Here is a 19847-nt window from a genome sequence, read left to right as displayed (position 1 = left end):
AGTATATTCTATTAATATATATCTCTTACGAATAGAAATATCTTAGTTTACACCAACAGCACTAAATGATTGCTTAACTGCTGCTACTTCTGCAGAGCTAGCACTATATAAATCAGCTGCTGCTTGCACTAAGCCAGCACGCGCTTGGCTAAATGTAGTAGATTGCGTGAAATACTGTGTATTTGCACGGTAGTAAATTGCACCTAATTTATCTTTGCCGATACCATTTACAGTTACACCAGAATGCGTACCGCCATTTGCTAATAAATAAGCTTGTTTGTTAATAATTCCACTGTTTGTATGAACTCCACCGTTATCACTTGAACCAGTGTAACGCTTAGAATAATGGTCTGGGTCACCATACTTTGCAGGATCACTCATAGAACGAAGTGCATCTCCCGCTTTACCAGGTGTATAAATATCTTCACCAATCTCCCAATCTGGGTTACGGTTATCATAATACTCTACTAACGTACCAAAAATATCAGAAACTGCTTCATTTAACGCTCCTGATTCATTTTGATAAATTAAATCTGAACTGTTTTCCGTAACAGCATGTGTTAATTCATGGCCAATTACATCAATGCCACCAGATAACGAAGTAAATGTTACACCATCACCATCTCCGTAGACCATTTGTGAGCCGTTCCAGAACGCATTATTATATTTACTTCCATAATGAACTGTTGATTTTAATGGTGCTCCCGCATCATTAATAGAATTTCGGTTAAATGTAGCTTTATAGTAATCATATGTTCTGCCTGCATAGTAATGAGCATCAACTGCCGCTGCATCATATGCTGCATTGAAAACATTATCTGCATCTGCCCATAATGTTCCTGGTAACGTCGAACGATTTTTCGCATCATATGTGAAAATCGTTGCTCCGCGCGTATTATCCTGTAAGTAGTAAGATGATCCAGATAACGTTGTATTAAGCGATTTCGTATCTCCTAATACACCTTTACCAGTTCCCACTTTATTCGTTCCTGTTACAGGCTTTACAACCGCTTTCGCTTCCTGTTTAGGAGCATCTTGCTTAACTGGTGACTTATCATCATTCGTTACATGATCAAGTTTATTATATTTATTTAACACTTTACCGCTTTCCGCTTCAATGAAATAGTAATAGTTTCCTGGATTTGGCTCTAAGAAGTTTAAATTCACAACATATGCATATGTTGTTTCTTCACCATTTTGATATACATATAAGTCCGCTTTTGGATCCACCTCATATTTAGGTGTTACCCCTAAATCTTGTTGCGCGATTTCAATTGCTTTTGCGCCTTCAATCTTATTTTTGTTTTTCAACTTTTCCTTCTTGTCTAAATCAGGCGCAACTGTTCCAGACAGTACTTTTAAAGAACCATCTTTACTTACGTGAGCTACTTGAGTAGACCCCCATACAGGTACTCCCTCGTAAACTTGTTGCATACGTACTACTGTTGAATCAGTTACAGCATCTTTTTTCACTTGTTTCACTTTGAAAGAATCTTGGGCACTCTTTTCTCCTAACTTATAATCACCTTTTGCCGCGTTTAAGTAATCAAACACAACAGATTCCGCTTTCTTACCAGTCGCTCCAGTTAGATCACCAGAAATAAACTCAGGTGACTGTACCGTCTCATTGTACTTCTTTGTAGAGAGCACATTTTTAGAATCCGCAAATGCAGAGCCTGTCCCTCCAAATGTAGTAACTGCCATTCCTGTCGCTAACACTAACGCTAAACTCTTCCTTTTCATATAACCTTCCCCCTAATAAAAAATTTTTGAAAAAGAGTAATTTCATATTAGCATTATGTTTCCACTATTAATATACTAAAAATTCAAATAACTTTTTTCTCAAGTTTTGTAGAATTTTAGGGAACAAATAATGAGAAACCCCTTTCCGTTTGGAAAGGGGTTTTTCATTATCATACATTTACAGTTTGTGATACACTAGCATCTAATCCATAAGTATCCGGCTTACTCGTATACTGTACTCCGCCGACAATTGTAAGTACTACTACAACTGCTAAAATTCCAGCTAATGCTTTTTTCATTTTTCATCCTCCTTATGCTTTTCTAACATTTCAATAACTAGCTTATAATAGTGATTACTTTGCTCAAAGTTTAGTAACTTCGAAAAATATTCCGCAAGCTCCACATATACTTTCTTCAGTTCTATTTTATTACCTGCTGATTTATAAAACGGAATAGCTTCTAATTCTAGAAATTGTTTATACTCTCGCGCCTCTTCAAAATACTTATTTCGAAGCATAAGCAGTAAATACAATTTTGTATTAAATCTCTCTTCACGTTTAGCAGCGCCAATACCTTTCTCAATCCATTCTCTTGCTTCTTCAAACTGCTCTAATTTAATACACGCTAATGCCATTTCATATAATGTGTCTATATAATTTAAATCTATTTGTTTTTGAAGTTGTAAACTCTCTAAATAATAATCTTTCGCTTGATTATATGTTTTCTTTTTATAGTATATATTCCCAATATTACTTAAAGTAATATCCATTAGAACGTCTTTATCTGCAAAAGCCCCTGATTCCCTCAGTATACTCTCATACATTTCTAAAGCTTCTTCATATTGCCCTTGTTCCGCATAACTTAATGCAATAAGAATTTGACAGTTTATCACGTTCCTAAATTTATACTCATTTCTAAATGCCTCTAGTGCAATATTTGCAAAATGCAACGTAAGATGTTGGATTTCCAAATGACTATAAGTAAGAGCGATATTATAATAAATTCCTGTCTCATGATATCCTAGCTCTTTTGCCATGATTTCTGTCTCTAACAAATAACTTAATCCCTTTTTCCACTTATATTGTAAACAGCATAATAATCCTTTACTATACGTATACAACAACTTCTGAAAAGGTGAGAATTTCTTATATGCCTTCTTAAGTTTCTCCAACTCTTCTGCAATCGTCAGCAAGTCCCTTTTTATCATTAAATAACGTATATTAAGTAGTTTATAATAATTTATAATTTCAAAATCTAAAACATGTTGCATATCTTCTTGTAATTCATTATATATACGTTCAACCTGTGCCTTGTCCAAACGGATTAATGCATTCAACCACTCGTCCAACTTCACCTTCACATCTTCTTCTACATCTCTCAAATCCGTCACAGCAATTTCTAGTCTTGTGCAGAGCAATTGTAGAATTTCTTCTGATGCTTCAATCTTTCCATTTTCGATCTTACTTAAGTATGAGACAGAACAAATGCCCTGACATAATTCTTCTTGTGTCATTTTTTGCTGTAGCCGTTTATAAAAGACTTGCTTGCCTATTTTTTCTAATGTTTGTTGCATTGTCCTCCTCCATTCTCATTACCCCCATTACTCTAATAATACATAAAATCTAAAGAAATATAAATTGATAAATGTAAATTTTCTAAAAAATATGCATTATTTCATTTTTTTCTCTCTTGACTTCAATCCCCTATTACTTCTTTGCTACGAAAGGGGAAAAATTGGTATACTATAACCAAATTACGGAGGTGTTTTCGCAATGAATCATTATAAAGACGATAGTTACGCCTTACATACAGATTTATATCAAATCAACATGGCTTATACATATTGGAAAGATGGTATTCATACTCGCCGTTCTGTTTTTGATCTATACTTTCGAAAGCTTCCGTTTGAAAACGGCTATGCTGTTTTTGCTGGGCTTGAAAAAATTGTAGAGTACATAGAAAATTTCAGCTTTACCGAAAGTGATCTCGCTTATTTAGCCGAGCTGCAATTTGAAGAAGACTTCCTTCATTATTTACAAAATATGAAGTTCACTGGAATAATTCGTAGTATGCAAGAAGGCGAAGTTGTTTTTAATAATGAGCCTTTATTACGTGTCGATGCACCACTTGGCGAGGCACAAATAATTGAAACCGCCCTCTTAAATATTGTAAATTACCAAACATTAATTGCTACAAAAGCTGCACGTATGAAGCACGCTGCAAATAATGATGAACTTTTAGAGTTTGGTACAAGACGTGCTCATGAGTTTGATGCTGCCCTTTGGGGAACACGAGCTGCTTTCATTGGCGGTTTCTCTTCTACAAGTAACGTTCGGGCAGGGAAACGCTTTGGCATCCCTGTAGCCGGCACACATGCCCACTCTTTCGTTCAAGCATATCGTGATGAATATGTTGCGTTTAAAAAATATGCTGAAACACATAAAAAATGCGTATTTCTCGTCGATACATACGACACTTTGAAATCTGGTGTTCCAAATGCGATTCGTGTCGCAAAAGAATTCGGGGATCGTATCAATTTTTATGGCATTCGCTTGGATAGTGGTGATATGGCATATTTATCAAAGGAAGCAAGAAAACAACTTGATGAAGCTGGATTTACAAACACAAAAATTATCGCTTCTAGCGACTTAGATGAATATACGATTATGCATTTGAAATCTCAAGGGGCAAAGATTGATGTATGGGGTGTTGGCACAAAGCTGATTACAGCCTTTGAGCAACCAGCATTAGGGGCTGTTTACAAACTAGTCGCTATTGAAGATACTGACGGAAAATTAAATGATACAATTAAAATTTCATCTAACCCTGAAAAAATTACCACTCCAGGACTTAAACGAATTTATCGTATTATTAACCGTGTTAACGATCATGCAGAAGGCGATTATATTGCGTTAGAGTCAGAAGAACCTGGAAAAGAAGAACGTTTAAAAATGTTCCATCCTGTTCACACATATATAAGTAAATTCGTAACAAACTTTGAAGCACGCGAACTGCATCAAGATATTTTCGTTAACGGTAAAAGAACGTATGAATTACCCAATATATTAGATATCCAAAAATATAACGAACGCAGCCTCTCACTATTTTGGGAAGAGTATATGCGAACTTTAAACCCTGAAGAGTACCCTGTCGATTTAAGCCAAGAATGTTGGGATCATAAAATGAATTATATTCAAACTGTTCGAGAAAAGGTTGCGAAAAATATACAAAAATAAACAGAGAAGTTTCTCCTTCTCTGTTTTTTTCAATATTACGTTACCAACAGTCATCCTCAATAACACAGTAAAATAATAAAAATAAGAGAGGGCGTAATCGCGCCCTCTCTTATTTTTATAAATCTTTCACTCTCAGTACACGCATTGCATTTAAAACTGCAAGTAGCGTCACACCAACATCTGAGAAGACTGCTTCCCACATTGTTGCAATACCAAAGGCGCCGAGTAATAACACTAACCCTTTTACCCCTAATGCAAATATAATATTTTGCCATACGATGCTACGTGTACGTTTTGCAATTTTTACTGCTGTCACAATTTTTGAAGGCTCATCAGTCATAATAACGATGTCAGCAGCTTCAATTGCTGCATCTGACCCTAAACCGCCCATCGCAATACCAACGTCTGCTCGTGCTAATACTGGTGTATCATTAATACCATCACCAACAAATGCAATCTTTTCTTTACCACGTTTTGCTGCATCAATTTTTTCGATTTCTTCTACTTTTTGGTGTGGTAATAATTCGGCATGAACTTCATCTAAACCTAATTCTTTACCAACAGCTGCACCAACTGATTTTGCATCACCAGTTAACATGACTGTCTTCTTAATACCTAGTTCTTTTAACTTTTGAATTGCTTGTTTTGAATCCTCTTTTACCTCATCAGAGATAACAATGTAACCCGCATATTTACCATCTACAGCAACATGAACGAGTGTACCTACTGTTTCTGGCTGCTTAAATGTAATATTTTCTTTCTTCATTAACTTTGCATTACCTGCGAAAATTTCTTTTCCTTGTACTTTTACAACCGTACCATGACCAGAAATTTCACTATAGTCTTCAATAGCATTTTCATCGATTGATTTTCCATATGCTTTTCGAATAGATTGTGCAATTGGATGATTTGAATATACTTCTGCAAATGCTGCATATTCTAATAGTTCTTCAGCTGTAGTACCTTCACTAGGATCCATCTTCGTAACTTTAAAGACACCTTTTGTTAATGTTCCTGTTTTATCAAAAACGATATATTTCACATCATTCAATGCTTCTAAATAGTTACTTCCTTTTACTAAAATACCACTTTTAGATGCCCCACCAATACCGCCAAAGAATCCAAGAGGAATCGATACAACGAGCGCACATGGACAAGAGATTACTAAGAACACTAAAGCTCTGTAAATCCAATCGGAGAATGTAGCACCCTCTAAAATAAGTGGTGGAATAAATGCCATTATTGCCGCTGTTATAACTACAACAGGAGTATAATAACGTGCAAACTTCGTAATAAAGTTTTCTGTTGGCGCTTTTTTGCTACTTGCATTTTGTACTAAGTCTAAAATTTTCGATACAGTCGATTCACCGAACTCTTTTGTAACTTCAACAGTTAATACACCATTTTGGTTTACAAAACCACTTAATACGTCATTACCAACTTCCACTTCTCGCGGTACAGACTCACCTGTTAACGCTGAAGTATCCATCATTGATGTTCCCTCAATTACTTTCCCGTCTAACGGTACTTTTTCACCTGGTTTTACGATAATATACTCACCAATTTGCACATCTTCTGGTGATACTTGTTTCGTTTCGTTTCCAACTTTCACATTCGCATAGTCAGGACGAATATCCATTAATGACGTAATTGATTTTCGAGAACGATTTACTGCAATACTTTGGAACAGTTCCCCTACTTGATAAAATAGCATAACTGCTACCGCTTCTGGATATTGTTGAATCGCGAAAGCTCCTAAAGTTGCAATTGCCATTAAAAAGTTTTCATCGAACACTTGGCCGCGAGTTATGTTTCTTACCGCTCTCCAAACGATATCTCCACCAATTAATAGATACGCAAGGACGAATAATGGAATTGTTATCATTTGCGGTAATCCAGCTAATGCAGCAATTCCTGTCAAAATTCCGCCGACTACTAATCGTCCTATCATCTTTTTCACATTTCCATCACCATGATCATGGCCGTGGTCGTGTCCTTTTTCCTCTTCACGAACAACTTTTACATCAGGCTCTAACTTTTGAACAACATTTTTTATATTTTGTACAGTCGATTCAAGTTCTCGTTTATTTGCAACTTCTACTCGTAATTTCCTTGATACGAAATCAACAGTCGCTTCTGAAACTGTTGGCATTTCCTTTACCTTATTTTCAATCTTCATTGCACAATTTGCACAGTCTAAGCCTTCTAATACAAACACTTCTTTTATTAATTTTGTTTTTTGCTCTTCTTGCACTTTAATATGCGGCTCTAATTTTGTAACAAGTTGCTTCGCTTCCGTAACAACTTGATTTTCTTTATTTTGCGGTGTTTCTAAAAGCATCGTTTTTGTTGCAAAGTTTACTGAACAAGACGTTACTCCTTCTATATTCCCAACACCTTTTTCAATTTTCATTGCACAATTTGCACAATCTAAACCTTCTAGCATAAGTTTCTTTTTCACTAATGCCTCTGCCATCGTTCTCCCTCCTCGCGTTTTTATTCTTCCTCGTTTACGTGTTCAAACGCTTGCTCGAAGATATGAATTACGTGTTGATCAGCTAATGAATAATAAACTACCTTTCCTTCTTTACGGTTCTTTACAAGCTTTGCTTGCTTTAATACACGAAGCTGATGTGAGATTGAAGATTGCGTCATTCCTAATAAATAAGCTAAATCACAAACACACATTTCAGCTTCAAATAATGCATGTAATATTCTCGTACGTGTACGGTCACCTAATACTTTAAATAATTCTGCTACTTTACTTAAACTTTCATCAGTCGGAATTGTTTGTTTTACTTGATCCACGATTTCCTCGTGAATTACCGTTTGAGAACATGCTTCCTGTTGCGTTTCTATTTTATTTCCAGCCATTATAGCTCACCTCTTTAATTGAACATATGAACAATCATTCATATATCTTATACTCTTATTATATGAGCGTCTGTTCATATGTGTCAATAAAATCCGTAAGATTTTTTTGACAATTTCGTTCACGTTTCAAAATAAACACATAAATATTCTCCGCATCTATCATGCTCTTCATACAAAAAGGATGCACGAAAGCTATCGCACATCCTTTTCTTATTTATTAACTTTCACTGCATCCACAATTAACGAAGCGAATCCTAATTTACCATCCTGATTTCTATAATCAAAACGTTTCGATCGATAAATAAAACCTCCTTGCTCATTCCAATCATTATACTGAAATTCTCCATTTTCATCGCAATACTCTAGCAACTTTACTTGAAAACCCGCTACTTCAAACATAGATACAATCGTTTTATAGTTATGTACAATTTTATGACTTGCAGCCGGATGATCTAATGGACCTGGCCCTCCTACTTGCACACCTTGCTGATATTCTTCATTTGGAAAAAATGCATCTGGTACCGCACAACGAATGTAACCATCATCTTGTAAAAATTCATAGCATATTTTAGCTGCTTCTATACCTTCTTCATACGATAAATGCTCCCATACGTGTTCAGCCAAAATTACTGATAAAGAATTAGGCTGAAATTTATTAAGCCACGTTTCTCTTTTTAATAAATTTAATTCTTCTTCATTCGTATGTAACCAACCTGGGTTATTATTATATCCCTCTGCTCCAACGACAACTTTCGTCTCCATCTTTCCACCCCTTCTTATATTCCGACATAAAAATTCGACAACATAACATTGGTCTCCTTTATTTTCCCAAAAGAAAAAGCCTTGCGCGCTCCCTAGACGCACAAGGCTTACTAACTTTATATCCCTTTAATTAGCTTCTTCTAAATTATCCTGCGAACTTTCATCTTCTTTTAGATGACTATGTTTTTTCGAATATACAAAGTATACAACTACTCCAATTGCCAACCAAACACCGAAGTATATCCATGTTTTTAACGGTAGATTTACCATTAAGAATAGACAGCATGCAACTGAAATAATCGGTAAGATTGGTACAAGTGGTACCATAAATCCACGTTGTAATTTCGGATGCGTTTTACGAAGAATGATGACAGTTACACCAACCATCGCGAATGTTAATAACGCTCCAATATTCGCTAAATTCGACAATTCTTTTAAATCGATAAATCCAGCAATTACAGCACTACCAATTCCTGTTAACCAAACTGAAAATGTTGGTGCTTCTGTCTTCTTGTTAATTTTCGCGAAAGATTTTGGCAATAAACCGTCACGGCTCATCGCGAAGAATACACGTGTCGTAGCGTAGATGTATGCGAAAATTACAGCCATAATACCAATTACAGCTCCAATAGCAATTACACCAGCCACTTTATCTTGTCCTACAACTTCTAGTACATAGGCCATCGCTTCAGGTACATCTAATTCCTTGTAAGAAACCATACCTGTCATAACGAGACACACTACAACATAAATGATTGTACAAATGACTAATGAAGCAATAATACCAATCGGCAAATCACGTTGTGGATTTTTCACTTCTTCAGCAGAAGTTGCTAATGCATCAAATCCTAAGAAAGCGAAGAATACTGCTGCTCCTCCGGCGAAGACTCCACTTAAGCCGTACGGTGCAAATGGTATCCAGTTTTCTGGTTTCACGTAGAATACACCAACTGCAATGAATAAAACAACAATACCAATTTTAATTAATACCATTATGTTATTTACACGCTTACTTTCCTTTGTACCTCGTGATAATAACCAAGTTATCACCAACGTAACGATAACTGCTGGTAAGTTCACCATACCACCTTGCGATGGAATCGTTAACAATGCTTTTGGAATTTCAATTCCTAATCCACTCACTAAGTTATTGAAATAACCCGTCCATCCACCAGCTACTGCGGCAGTCGTTACGACATATACGGATAGCAATGTCCACCCCATTAAATGGGCAACAAACTCACCAATTGTTGCATATGAATATGTGTACACACTACCTGAAACAGGAAGTGCAGATGCAACCTCTGCATAACATAAAGCTGCAAATCCACAAACAATTGCTGCAATCATGAATGAAAAAATAACTGCTGGACCAGCATCTCTTGCTGCTACTAATCCCGTTAATACTAGAACTCCTGTACCAATTATCGCACCAATCCCTAGCATTGTTAGGTCAAATGCCCCTAGCGTTTTCGTCAAAGTTTTACTTTTACTTTCCCCTAACAATTGCGTAACGGATTTCTTTTTGAATAGGTTGGCCACGATGAATGCCCCCTTTTACCAAGAAGAGCTAAGAGGTATTATCTCTTAGCTCTTATCATGTTGTTTTATATATTGTTCGATTTTGTTTTGTATAATGCTTCTATTAGCAAGATACTGTTTCTGCTTCTAATAATTCTTTAGCACCTTTGTACTCTACACCGTGAGCTTCTGCAACTGCTTCGAATGTTACGTAGCCTTCTAATGTGTTAATACCTTTTAATAATGCAGAGTTGCCTAGGCAAGCTTCTTTGTAGCCTTTGTTAGCAATTTGTACTGCATATGGTACTGTTACGTTTGTTAATGCAAGAGTTGATGTACGTGGAACTGCACCTGGCATATTTGCAACTGCATAGTGAACAACGCCGTGTTTTTCATAAGTTGGGTTATCATGAGTTGTAATACGGTCAGTTGTTTCGAAAATACCACCTTGGTCAATCGCGATATCTACAACAACAGAACCTTGTTCCATTGATTGAATCATTTCTTCTGTTACAAGTTTTGGCGCTTTTGCACCTGGGATTAATACTGCACCGATTACAAGATCAGATTCTTTTACAGCTTCTGCAATATTGTAAGGATTAGACATTAAAGTTTTTACTTGGTTTCCGAAAATGTCATCTAATTGACGAAGACGTTCTGCACTTAAGTCGATGATTGTTACATCCGCACCTAGTCCAACTGCAATTTTAGCAGCATTTGTACCAGCTTGTCCACCACCGATAATTGTTACTTTACCGCGTTTAACTCCTGGAACACCTGCAAGTAAGATACCTTTACCGCCTTTGTTTTTCTCAAGGAATTGCGCACCGATTTGTGCAGCCATACGACCAGCTACTTCACTCATAGGTGCAAGTAATGGTAATGAACGGTTTTCTAATTGTACTGTTTCATATGCGATAGCAACAACTTTCTTTTCAATTAACGCTTTTGTTAATTCTGGTTCTGGAGCTAAGTGTAAGTATGTGAATAAGATTAAACCTTCACTGAAGTGTTTGTATTCGCTTTCAACTGGTTCCTTAACTTTCATAACCATTTCCATGTTCCAAGCTTCTTCAGCTGTATCAACAATTTTTGCTCCCGCTTCAACATACTGAGCATCTGTGAAACCAGATCCTACACCTGCATCCTTTTGAATGAATACTTCGTGATTGTTACGAACTAAATGTACAACACCTGCTGGTGTCATTGCCACACGGTTTTCGTTGTTTTTAATTTCTGCTGGTACCCCAATACGCATAATGAAATGCCCCCTTATAATTAACAGAAAAAAGGAATTCTTTTTTCTTTTTTAAATAATTAATAACTTATGTCCTTATTCTAGCATAACTTAAAAGTTATGAAAACGCTAACATACTATTTTTTTAAAGTTTATATATTTAGAATAGTGTAAATATATAAAACATTGATTCTATTGAGTTCTGCGTACCACTTCATCATCTATCACTCTATTTCTATTATATCCATTCAAAATGCATAGTTATTATTTATTATTTGACAATAACGTAACAATGTAAAAAAACTAAGTAGTTACGTATACATATACACTTATTACTTTGTACAATACTTTAGAAATATATTCTTTTCATAAAAAAACAGCTACTAGCATTTAGCCAGCAGCTGGGTAACTTATAAATAATTTTGAAAACAAGTCTTCTGTCGTTTCTGTAATTTTATCAAATATATCGCTTTCTTCAGCTTCTTGTTCTTTTAACATCTTAATTGTTTCACGTGCGTCTTCAGGATAATCGGTAATGATACCATCTACGTTTAACTTATAATATGCCTTTAAACTTTCCATATCATTTACTGTCCATACGTAAATTGGCTTATTTAACTTCCTTGCTTCTTTTACTAATTTTTTATTTAACATGTATTCTTCTGCTACATAAAAATCAGCCTTCACATTCTTTAAGTTAGCTCTACTTGCATACAGTATATATCCTACTTTTATATCTGGATTTGCACGCTTAAACTCTTTAATGAGCGGATAATGTAACGTTTGAATAACGCACTGTTTCTCAAAGTCATTATCTTTAATTGCTTTTAATACTTTATTTACGAAGTCCTTCTCATTACCGTGAAGCTTCACTTCTATATTGAGTTTTATTTTATTTTTTGAAAGCTTAATAATCTCATCTAATGTACTAATTTCTCCTGTGAGCCCATCTTGACTAAGAGTAAGCTCCCTTAGCTCATCCATCGTCAAATCTGATACATGCACATTCGCATTCGCAAGACGTTTCAACTTCAAATCATGTATGACTGCTAGTTCGCCATCTTTTGTTTGCAAGACATCTATTTCAGCATAGTCTGCTTTTGCATCAATGGCACCTTGCACTGCTTCTTTCGTATTCTCTACACCTTTTGATATATATCCACGGTGCGCCATAATAATTGGTTCTTTATATGTGTTTGAAATAAAGGTCACAATGAAGGCAACGACCATTCCAGCAGTAATAATTCCCACAATATATACACCAATAAATTTCCAACGATGTTTTTGGAAGAAACATTTATCTGCTTTCGATTTTGAATAGTCTAATCCTTCTTCTAGTAAAACATCTTCAACCGGAACCTTTTGCAAATACAATCGCGTAATCGCCATAATATAAAATGGTGTCACGATAAAGCTAAATAAATACAATGTACTTGTTAGGAATACAGACATTGTTGATTCAGCTAACAATGCGAATGTTCCTTTCGGGTTTGTAAATTCATACACACCCCATAGGCACAATAAATATATTCCCCAAAATACAATATACACAATCCCTATTGAAATGAAAAAACCTACTAAAAAGAATAGTACTTTAAAAAAGCTTTCTTTTACTAAAGCTGCACTTTTGCGTGCTGCCACGCGAAATGTTTTTTGCTCTAAAACGACAATAGGTAGAACAAAAATCCAGCGAAGGTTCAAATACGCGACTACAGCAAAGAACGTGTAATAACCAACTTGTCCCATCGTTGTCTTGAAGAGTTCTCCTGTAATAAAGTTAGGAATTTGAATTTGCGGAATTAATGCCGTTTCATATCCCATATTTAAAAGAGGTAATAATACGACAGCATATAAAATAAATCCTGGTAAGCAATATGTGAAAAGAGTAGGTAAATACGTTACCGTTTTATATAAAATCGGACGTAATTTCACCTTTTGTCTTTTATGAGCAAAATACGAAATAATAATAAGTACCGCAAATTCCGTAAAAATAAGAAACAGTGCTAACAATGACAAAATTACGATTGCCAAGATGCCGTATGGTGTCTTTAAAAACGCTAATAATTCATCGTTCGTTGCATTTGCATAACCACCAAAATACAATAACTTATTAAAAATGATCCCAAATAGCGGGACAAATACAATCGCTGCTAATAATTTATAAACAAGTTGAAAGGTTAATACATTCCAAAAAGCAAATCTAACTGTTTGAAAGGAATGTCCCATTACTCCTGGTATAGATAGTTTTTTACGGTGTTGCATATATTCCTCCAAATTCTAAAACGGTATTTGAGATGGATTCCACATTTCCAGTTCCAATCCATCTTTTTAATAATAATATATTCCGCTTAACATGAACACTCTTATACATATAATGAAAAAAGTGATGGCTAATCCCATCACTTTTTTTCACTCACTCTATTTTTTCTCTAATCCTTGTCCAAATGCTTTTAAGAAACTAAAACCGAATGTAATCGCCCTGTTGATATCTGGATCTTTTAATACCTTAAAGAAATCCATCACTTTTGTTTTCTTTCCATTTTTCAGCTCATCCGTTGCAAATTGTAATCCAGTGACTAAACTAGATGTTATTTGTTTCGTTATTTCTGGGTCCACTGAAGATAATGCCTCTCCTGCCCCCATCATATTGTTTAATGCGTTTTTTACTGGTTCACGATTCAATTGTTCAACAGCTATTTTGGAAACATCTTCTTTTGCAACAAGTAAACTAATTGCTGCATCTAAAATTCCAGCTTTGTGCAACTGCGCTAATAGCTGCATCGTCTCTTCTACTGCTTCTCTATTTTCAGCTAGATCATTTAACAACTCATCTGTTACTTGCTGTTTTTTTTCTTCTTCTGTTACAATCTTCTTTTTAATTAAAGTAATCTCTTTTGCCACTATCTCCGCCCCCTAATTCTGGTCCACAAGTGATCCGTATTGTTTTCTTTGCCACTTTTTCTCGATTTCAACACCATTTTGCGGATGACGTTTTTTATCTCTCGGGTTTGAAGATGGTAACGGACGATTTCCTTTTTCACGTAATACGCGCAGTTTCACCATTGTTTGTTTATAAGCTGGTGTACACGTATAAATGTCTGTTGCTGTTCCTGTTAAAATATTGATTGCCTCTTCATTTACTGTCGCATGCATCGGCAAATATAACTCATTTCCAGTTACACGATCTGTAACAAGCGCTTGTACTTTAATCTTTCCAAATGGTGATGCTAACTCTACAAGACCACCATCTTTCACATTGCGTTCTTTAGCAAGTTCAGGTGAAATTTCAACAAATACTTCAGACACTTTAGATAAAATTCCAGCCGACTTATTCGTCATATTTCCTTCATGGAAATGCTCTAGTATACGGCCATTATTTAATAGTAAATCATACTCATCTGGTGCTACAACTGGCGGAACCCATTCATCTAGTGATAATCGTGCTAGTTTGTCTGGGAAGTTAAATCCATCTACATATAATAACGGTGTATCACTACCATCATGGCTACCCCAACATAAACTATTCCAGCCTTCTAAACGGTCATACGTTGCTTGTGAATATAACGGGGCAAGCGATGCAATTTCATCCATAATTTCACTTGGACTTCCATAATTCCAGTCTCCGCCCAGTGCACGAGCTACTTTTTGTAAAATCCACCAATCTGGTTTAGAATCACCAAGTGGCTTCAATACTTCATACAATCTTTGAATACGGCGCTCTGTATTTGTAAATGTTCCTTCCTTTTCTAAGCTTGGTGCTGCCGGTAAAATAACATCGGCAAAACGAGCTGTTTTCGATAAGAACATATCTTGAACAACAAGGAAGTCTAAATTCGCTAAAATATGTTGTACATGGTTGGCATTTGAATCTACTAAAGCCATTTCTTCTCCCATAACATACATACCACGCAGTTTTCCTTCTTCGGCCGCAAGTAACATTGCGATATTATTTAATCCCGGTTCTTTCGGAATGGTAGTACCGTATGCTTTTTCAAATTTCGCACGATGCACATCATCTGAAACTGCTTGGTAACCCGGAAGCCAGTTCGGTAATGTCGCCATATCACAAGCACCTTGTACGTTATTATGCCCGCGTAACGGATACGCACCGGCACCAGGACGACGGTAGTTACCTGTAACGAGAAGTAAATTTGAAATTGCTGCCGACGTTGTACTTCCTCCTGTATTTTGAGTTACACCCATTCCCCAAAGTATACAAGTACCATCTGCTTCATATACCATACGAGCCATTTCTTTTAACTGAGCTTTAGAAATCCCTGTAATTTTCTCAGTATAATCAAGCGTATATTTCTCTAGTATTTTGCTATATTCATCAAAATTCTTTACATTTTCAGCTATGAACTTTTTATCGTGCCAATCTTGATCGATAATGTATTTCGTTATCCCAGCAAGCCATACATAATCCGTCCCTTGACTCGGGTGAACAAATATATCAGCACGCTCCGCCATTTCATGTTTACGAAGGTCTGCGACAATTAGTTTTTGTTCATGTAATTTATGAGCACGTTTCACTCTAGTTGCAAGTACAGGATGTCCTTCTGTTGGATTTGCACCAACAATAATAACAAGACCTGCCTCAGCAATATCTTTCACTGTTCCAGCATCTCCGCCCATACCGACAGTTTTAAATAAACCGTCTGTTGCTGGAGATTGGCAATAACGGGAACAGTTATCTACATTATTTGTTCCATATATTTGACGAGCTAGTTTTTGCATAAGATAGTTTTCTTCATTTGTTACTTTCGAAGAAGAAATAAACCCAAACGCATCGCTACCATATTCTGATTTAATATGTTGCATATTAGATGCAACAACTTCAAGAGCCTCTTCCCATGAAGCCTCAACAAACATATCTCCTTGGCGAATTAACGGCTTTGTAATACGCTCTTCACTGTTCACAAAGTCCCATCCGAATTTGCCTTTTACACATGTGGAAATACCATTAACCGGTGCATCTGAAACAGGTTGCACTTTTAAAATTTGACGATCTTTCGTCCAGACTTCAAATGAACAACCTACACCACAAAATGTACACACTGTTTTTGTCTTATTAATTTTCGTCTTACGCATCGCGGACTCTACTTCTGAAACTGCTAAAATACTGCTATATCCAGGCTCTACATCTTTTACAAAATCAATCATTGGATTTAGCACATCTGGTTTTAAACCAGTCATAAATCCAGCTTCTCCTAGCATCGTTTTTTCCATTAATGCATTACAAGGACAAACTGTTACACATTGCCCACAGCTAACACAAGACGAGTCATTTATATTCACACCATTGTCCCAAATAACACGTGGGCGGTCTAAACTCCAATCAATCGATAAAGTTTCATTCACTTGTAAATTTTGGCATACTTCTACACACTGCCCACAAGCAATACATTGATTTGGGTCGTATCGATAGAATGGATGCGACGTATCCACTTCGCATGCACTTACTTTCGGTTCATATGGATATTTCTGTTCTTCAATTCCCATCATATCTACTGTATTGTGGACTTTACAGTTACCATTATTATTATCACATACCGTACAGTACAATAAATGATTCTCTAATATTCGATCCATCGCTTCAGTTTGTGCTTCCTTCGCACGTTCCGATTGCCTCTCAATATGCATGCCATCTTCCAACTTTGTTGAACAAGCACGCATTAACTTTCCATCTACTTCTACAATACATGTATCACAAGTTTGAATAGGATCTACCTCTGGTACATGACAAATTTGAGGATGTTCTAAATTACTTTCTTTAAATAATTGGAGTATCGTCTTTTCACCTGATGCGAAAAATTCTTTACCATCAACGGTTACACGGACTGTCTGTTCTGTCATAGTTTCCCCTCTCCTTACAACTAACTGTACAACACATTTTTGAATCCGTTTTCAAAAATGCGTTGCTGTACATATTTTTGAAACGCCCTGTTGAAATACTTTCCTTTGGAAGTCGATTCTAGATGTTATAAGGTATAACTACGAAAGCTTGAAAATGTCGCTATTCTACAAATCTATTATATCGTACATATACAATAATAACCAAAATAATCTGCTATCTTCTTACTAGTAGATGCTTTTGTTTTTTCGATGTTTTATGATAAATATGGAGAAAAATATATATAAAGGGGAATTTAATATGGGGCCTACTCAAGAAACATATACGATTGTACGCTATCAATCTGGTACATTTTCAAAACAAACCGATGAGGTTGTTACGGAATCTCCTATTACAATTAAATTAAATAGCGAAGAATACGTAACAGTTGTATGCACTCCTAATTACATTGAAGATATGGTAATCGGTTTTTTAATTTCTGAAGGAATTATTTCTTCTTATAAAGATATTGAAGAATTATGGATCCAAAAAGAAAACGGTATTGTTCATGTAAAATCATCAAAAATTAATCCGCTCTATCAAACTTTATATAATAAACGGTACGTAACTTCTTGTTGCGGAAAAAGTAGACAAGGTTTTGTTTTCGTCAACGATGCAGCAAAAGCAAAGAAGTTACATGATATACATATAACTATTACTCCGGAAGAATGTTTTCACCTAATGACTTCCTTACAACAATCTTCAACTACATTTCGCCAAACGGGTGGTGTGCATAATACCGCTCTATGTGATCGAAAAAACATTCTTTTAGCACGAATGGATATCGGAAGACATAATGCGCTAGATAAAATATACGGTCATTGTTTACGAAACAATATATCCGTTCAAGGGAAAATCATTGCGTTTAGCGGACGCATCTCATCTGAAATTTTGTTAAAGGTTTCAAAAATAGGTTGCGAAATTGTTCTATCTAAATCAGCTCCAACTAAACTAGCTCTACAACTCGCCCATGATTTAGGTATTACCGTAGTAGGATTTATTCGAAATGGATCTTGCAATATTTATACACATCCAGAACGAATCGATGGCTACAAAATAAACGATTGACTATGTAAAAGAAAGTGAAAATTTAATCAGTGGAGGGTTTTTCCCTCCCCACTGATTATTAGCCCAAACCAATCGGGCTTTTACGGGCAACCCGACTCCCACGAATAGTGGGATAAAAATGACTCCTTTACAAAGCGGAAATTTTAGTTATAAAAATGTAATATATTAAATCCTTGAATAGTTAATGAAGTTAATATATAATTTCATTACATAAATAAAATAAAAACATAGTAGCATAATCTCTTCATTCTTTTACAAATTAAGAAAGAATAGTCACAGAATACATTTAACTAAACTTAATCTTACAAAGTTAATGAATTAAATTTGAATCAATCTAGGAGGTTACAACTATGGAAATTCGCTTATTAACAACAGAGGACGCAGAAATTTATTTGAAAGTTTGTATGGAAGGTTTAACGAAAAACCCTGAGGCTTTTAGCTCTTCTTATGAAGATGTTCTTAAACATGAAAACCCTGTCGCTGCTATGGCAAAGCGATTAAGCAATCCGGATAAGTATACTCTAGGTGTCTTCAAAGATAATGATTTAGTCGGTATTGCTACTCTAGAAACAAAGCCATTTATTAAGCAAGAGCATAAAGCAAAAATCGGATCCGTTTTTGTTTCTCCAAAAGCGCGTGGTCTCGGTGCAGGACGAGCTTTAATTAAAGCGATTATTGAAAATGCCGATAAATTACATGTAGAACAGCTCATGCTTGATGTTGTTGCTGATAACACTGCTGCAAAAAAATTATATGAGTCCCTCGGCTTCCAAACTTACGGTGTGCAAGAACGGTCCTTAAAACATAATGGCCAATATTGGGACGAAGAGCATATGGTTTTATTCTTAAATAATTAACATTTTAATATAATTTTTCAAAAGCATCTTCTTATTAATTAAGATGCTTTTTTCATTACAACAATGTAATCTTCATGTCACCTTTATCAATCGTTCCAATCCTTTCCATTCGTTATACTAAAAATATAAAGTGAGACTTTAATCAGTGGGGATGATCCATCTCCCGCTGATTATTTCATGAACGTATAGCATGCAATTGATATGTAGAGGAGAATGTAACATGAAACAAAACAAACAAGCTATCTTTTTAATATTTGCTACAGCAATTGTAACTTCTGGACTGGCAATTCTACCTTGGTTTATTATATAGAAAACATTAAAAAAGCTTATTGCTTCTTAAGAAGCAATAAGCTTTTTTTATATTATAAAATCCCGAAAAATTTATTTACACAACTTATCATAATAAGCATAGATACCGCAACACACATTACAATCGCATTACGATCTTGCTTTTCTTTTTGTAAATGTTCTACTTTTTTACTCATGTGTACAATCCCCTTTATATTAAAAAAAGTGTGAGATAGGAAATTTTTCTTATCCGATGCGAGGTGAATACGAAAACCCTCTCTATCTCACATACACAATAGAATGGAATTGTCATTTTATAAATAAAATGACATGACGTTATGTCGCAACATAGGGTATTTGTGTCGCTA

At 35.5% G+C, this 19847-nt stretch carries 16 protein-coding genes; 3 read left to right on the top strand and 13 right to left on the bottom strand.

Annotated features, from left to right (window positions below; translation table 11 throughout):
• Positions 1-42: 42 nt before the first annotated feature.
• The 3 genes from MHI07_RS02920 to MHI07_RS02910 form a co-directional block, all read right to left on the bottom strand.
• Positions 43-1743 carry a M4 family metallopeptidase gene (locus tag MHI07_RS02920; RefSeq protein ID WP_340821846.1) on the bottom strand — a complete coding sequence of 567 codons (1701 nt, stop codon included), beginning with the start codon at positions 1741-1743 and terminating at the stop codon, positions 43-45.
• A 170-nt stretch (positions 1744-1913) separates the two neighbouring features.
• The gene (locus tag MHI07_RS02915; protein WP_002159333.1) at positions 1914-2042 is read right to left on the bottom strand and encodes an NprX family peptide pheromone; all 129 of its coding nucleotides are present in this window, start codon (positions 2040-2042) and stop codon (positions 1914-1916) included.
• Entirely contained in the window at positions 2039-3316 is a 1278-nt protein-coding gene (locus MHI07_RS02910; protein ID WP_340821843.1) for a tetratricopeptide repeat protein, read from the bottom strand. Before MHI07_RS02910 ends, MHI07_RS02915 begins: the two co-directional genes overlap by 4 nt.
• Before the next feature lie 199 nt (positions 3317-3515).
• Here MHI07_RS02910 and MHI07_RS02905 point away from each other — a divergent pair, with 199 nt between their 5' ends.
• Positions 3516-4979, top strand: coding sequence for a nicotinate phosphoribosyltransferase (locus tag MHI07_RS02905; protein ID WP_002159335.1), 1464 nt, complete (start codon positions 3516-3518; stop codon positions 4977-4979).
• A 115-nt stretch (positions 4980-5094) separates the two neighbouring features.
• Here the strand turns inward: MHI07_RS02905 and MHI07_RS02900 are convergent, their stop codons facing one another.
• From MHI07_RS02900 to fdhF, 9 genes are all read right to left on the bottom strand, one after another.
• Positions 5095-7455, bottom strand: a complete 2361-nt coding sequence (locus MHI07_RS02900; RefSeq protein WP_078180307.1) for a heavy metal translocating P-type ATPase — start codon at positions 7453-7455, stop codon at positions 5095-5097.
• Between the two features lie 20 nt (positions 7456-7475).
• A complete protein-coding gene (locus MHI07_RS02895) occupies positions 7476-7853 on the bottom strand; it encodes an ArsR/SmtB family transcription factor (protein ID WP_002113975.1) in 378 nt (125 codons plus the stop codon).
• 210 nt (positions 7854-8063) lie between these two features.
• On the bottom strand, positions 8064-8615 hold the full coding sequence (locus MHI07_RS02890; RefSeq protein ID WP_002159337.1) for a class I SAM-dependent methyltransferase: 552 nt from the start codon (positions 8613-8615) through the stop codon (positions 8064-8066).
• Positions 8616-8741: 126 nt separating this feature from the next.
• Positions 8742-10157, bottom strand: coding sequence for an amino acid permease (locus MHI07_RS02885; protein WP_002159338.1), 1416 nt, complete (start codon positions 10155-10157; stop codon positions 8742-8744).
• 103 nt (positions 10158-10260) lie between these two features.
• The gene (gene ald, locus MHI07_RS02880; protein ID WP_002159339.1) at positions 10261-11394 is read right to left on the bottom strand and encodes an alanine dehydrogenase; all 1134 of its coding nucleotides are present in this window, start codon (positions 11392-11394) and stop codon (positions 10261-10263) included.
• A 369-nt stretch (positions 11395-11763) separates the two neighbouring features.
• Positions 11764-13635: a glycerophosphoryl diester phosphodiesterase membrane domain-containing protein gene (locus MHI07_RS02875; RefSeq protein WP_016103501.1), complete on the bottom strand. Its 1872-nt coding sequence runs from the start codon at positions 13633-13635 to the stop codon at positions 11764-11766.
• Positions 13622-13786 carry a hypothetical protein gene (locus tag MHI07_RS02870; RefSeq protein WP_171902543.1) on the bottom strand — a complete coding sequence of 55 codons (165 nt, stop codon included), beginning with the start codon at positions 13784-13786 and terminating at the stop codon, positions 13622-13624. Before MHI07_RS02870 ends, MHI07_RS02875 begins: the two co-directional genes overlap by 14 nt.
• A 5-nt stretch (positions 13787-13791) precedes the next feature.
• The gene (locus tag MHI07_RS02865) at positions 13792-14274 is read right to left on the bottom strand and encodes a DUF1641 domain-containing protein (RefSeq protein ID WP_340821832.1); all 483 of its coding nucleotides are present in this window, start codon (positions 14272-14274) and stop codon (positions 13792-13794) included.
• 12 nt (positions 14275-14286) lie between these two features.
• On the bottom strand, positions 14287-17229 hold the full coding sequence (gene fdhF, locus MHI07_RS02860) for a formate dehydrogenase subunit alpha (protein WP_340821830.1): 2943 nt from the start codon (positions 17227-17229) through the stop codon (positions 14287-14289).
• 298 nt (positions 17230-17527) lie between these two features.
• Here fdhF and fdhD point away from each other — a divergent pair, with 298 nt between their 5' ends.
• Complete coding sequence (gene fdhD, locus MHI07_RS02855; protein ID WP_002113960.1) at positions 17528-18334, top strand: formate dehydrogenase accessory sulfurtransferase FdhD; 807 nt, start codon at positions 17528-17530, stop codon at positions 18332-18334.
• Between the two features lie 350 nt (positions 18335-18684).
• A complete protein-coding gene (locus tag MHI07_RS02850; protein ID WP_000405886.1) occupies positions 18685-19191 on the top strand; it encodes a GNAT family N-acetyltransferase in 507 nt (168 codons plus the stop codon).
• Positions 19192-19553: 362 nt separating this feature from the next.
• On the opposite strand, the gene MHI07_RS02845 is transcribed toward MHI07_RS02850, so the two are convergent.
• Positions 19554-19676, bottom strand: coding sequence for a hypothetical protein (locus tag MHI07_RS02845; RefSeq protein WP_002113959.1), 123 nt, complete (start codon positions 19674-19676; stop codon positions 19554-19556).
• Between the last annotated feature and the right edge of the window lie 171 nt (positions 19677-19847).

Source organism: Bacillus sp. FSL H8-0545 (assembly GCF_038006105.1).
Taxonomy (GTDB): Bacteria; Bacillota; Bacilli; order Bacillales; family Bacillaceae_G; genus Bacillus_A; species Bacillus_A cereus_U.
This window is presented reverse-complemented; position numbering and strand designations above follow the sequence as displayed.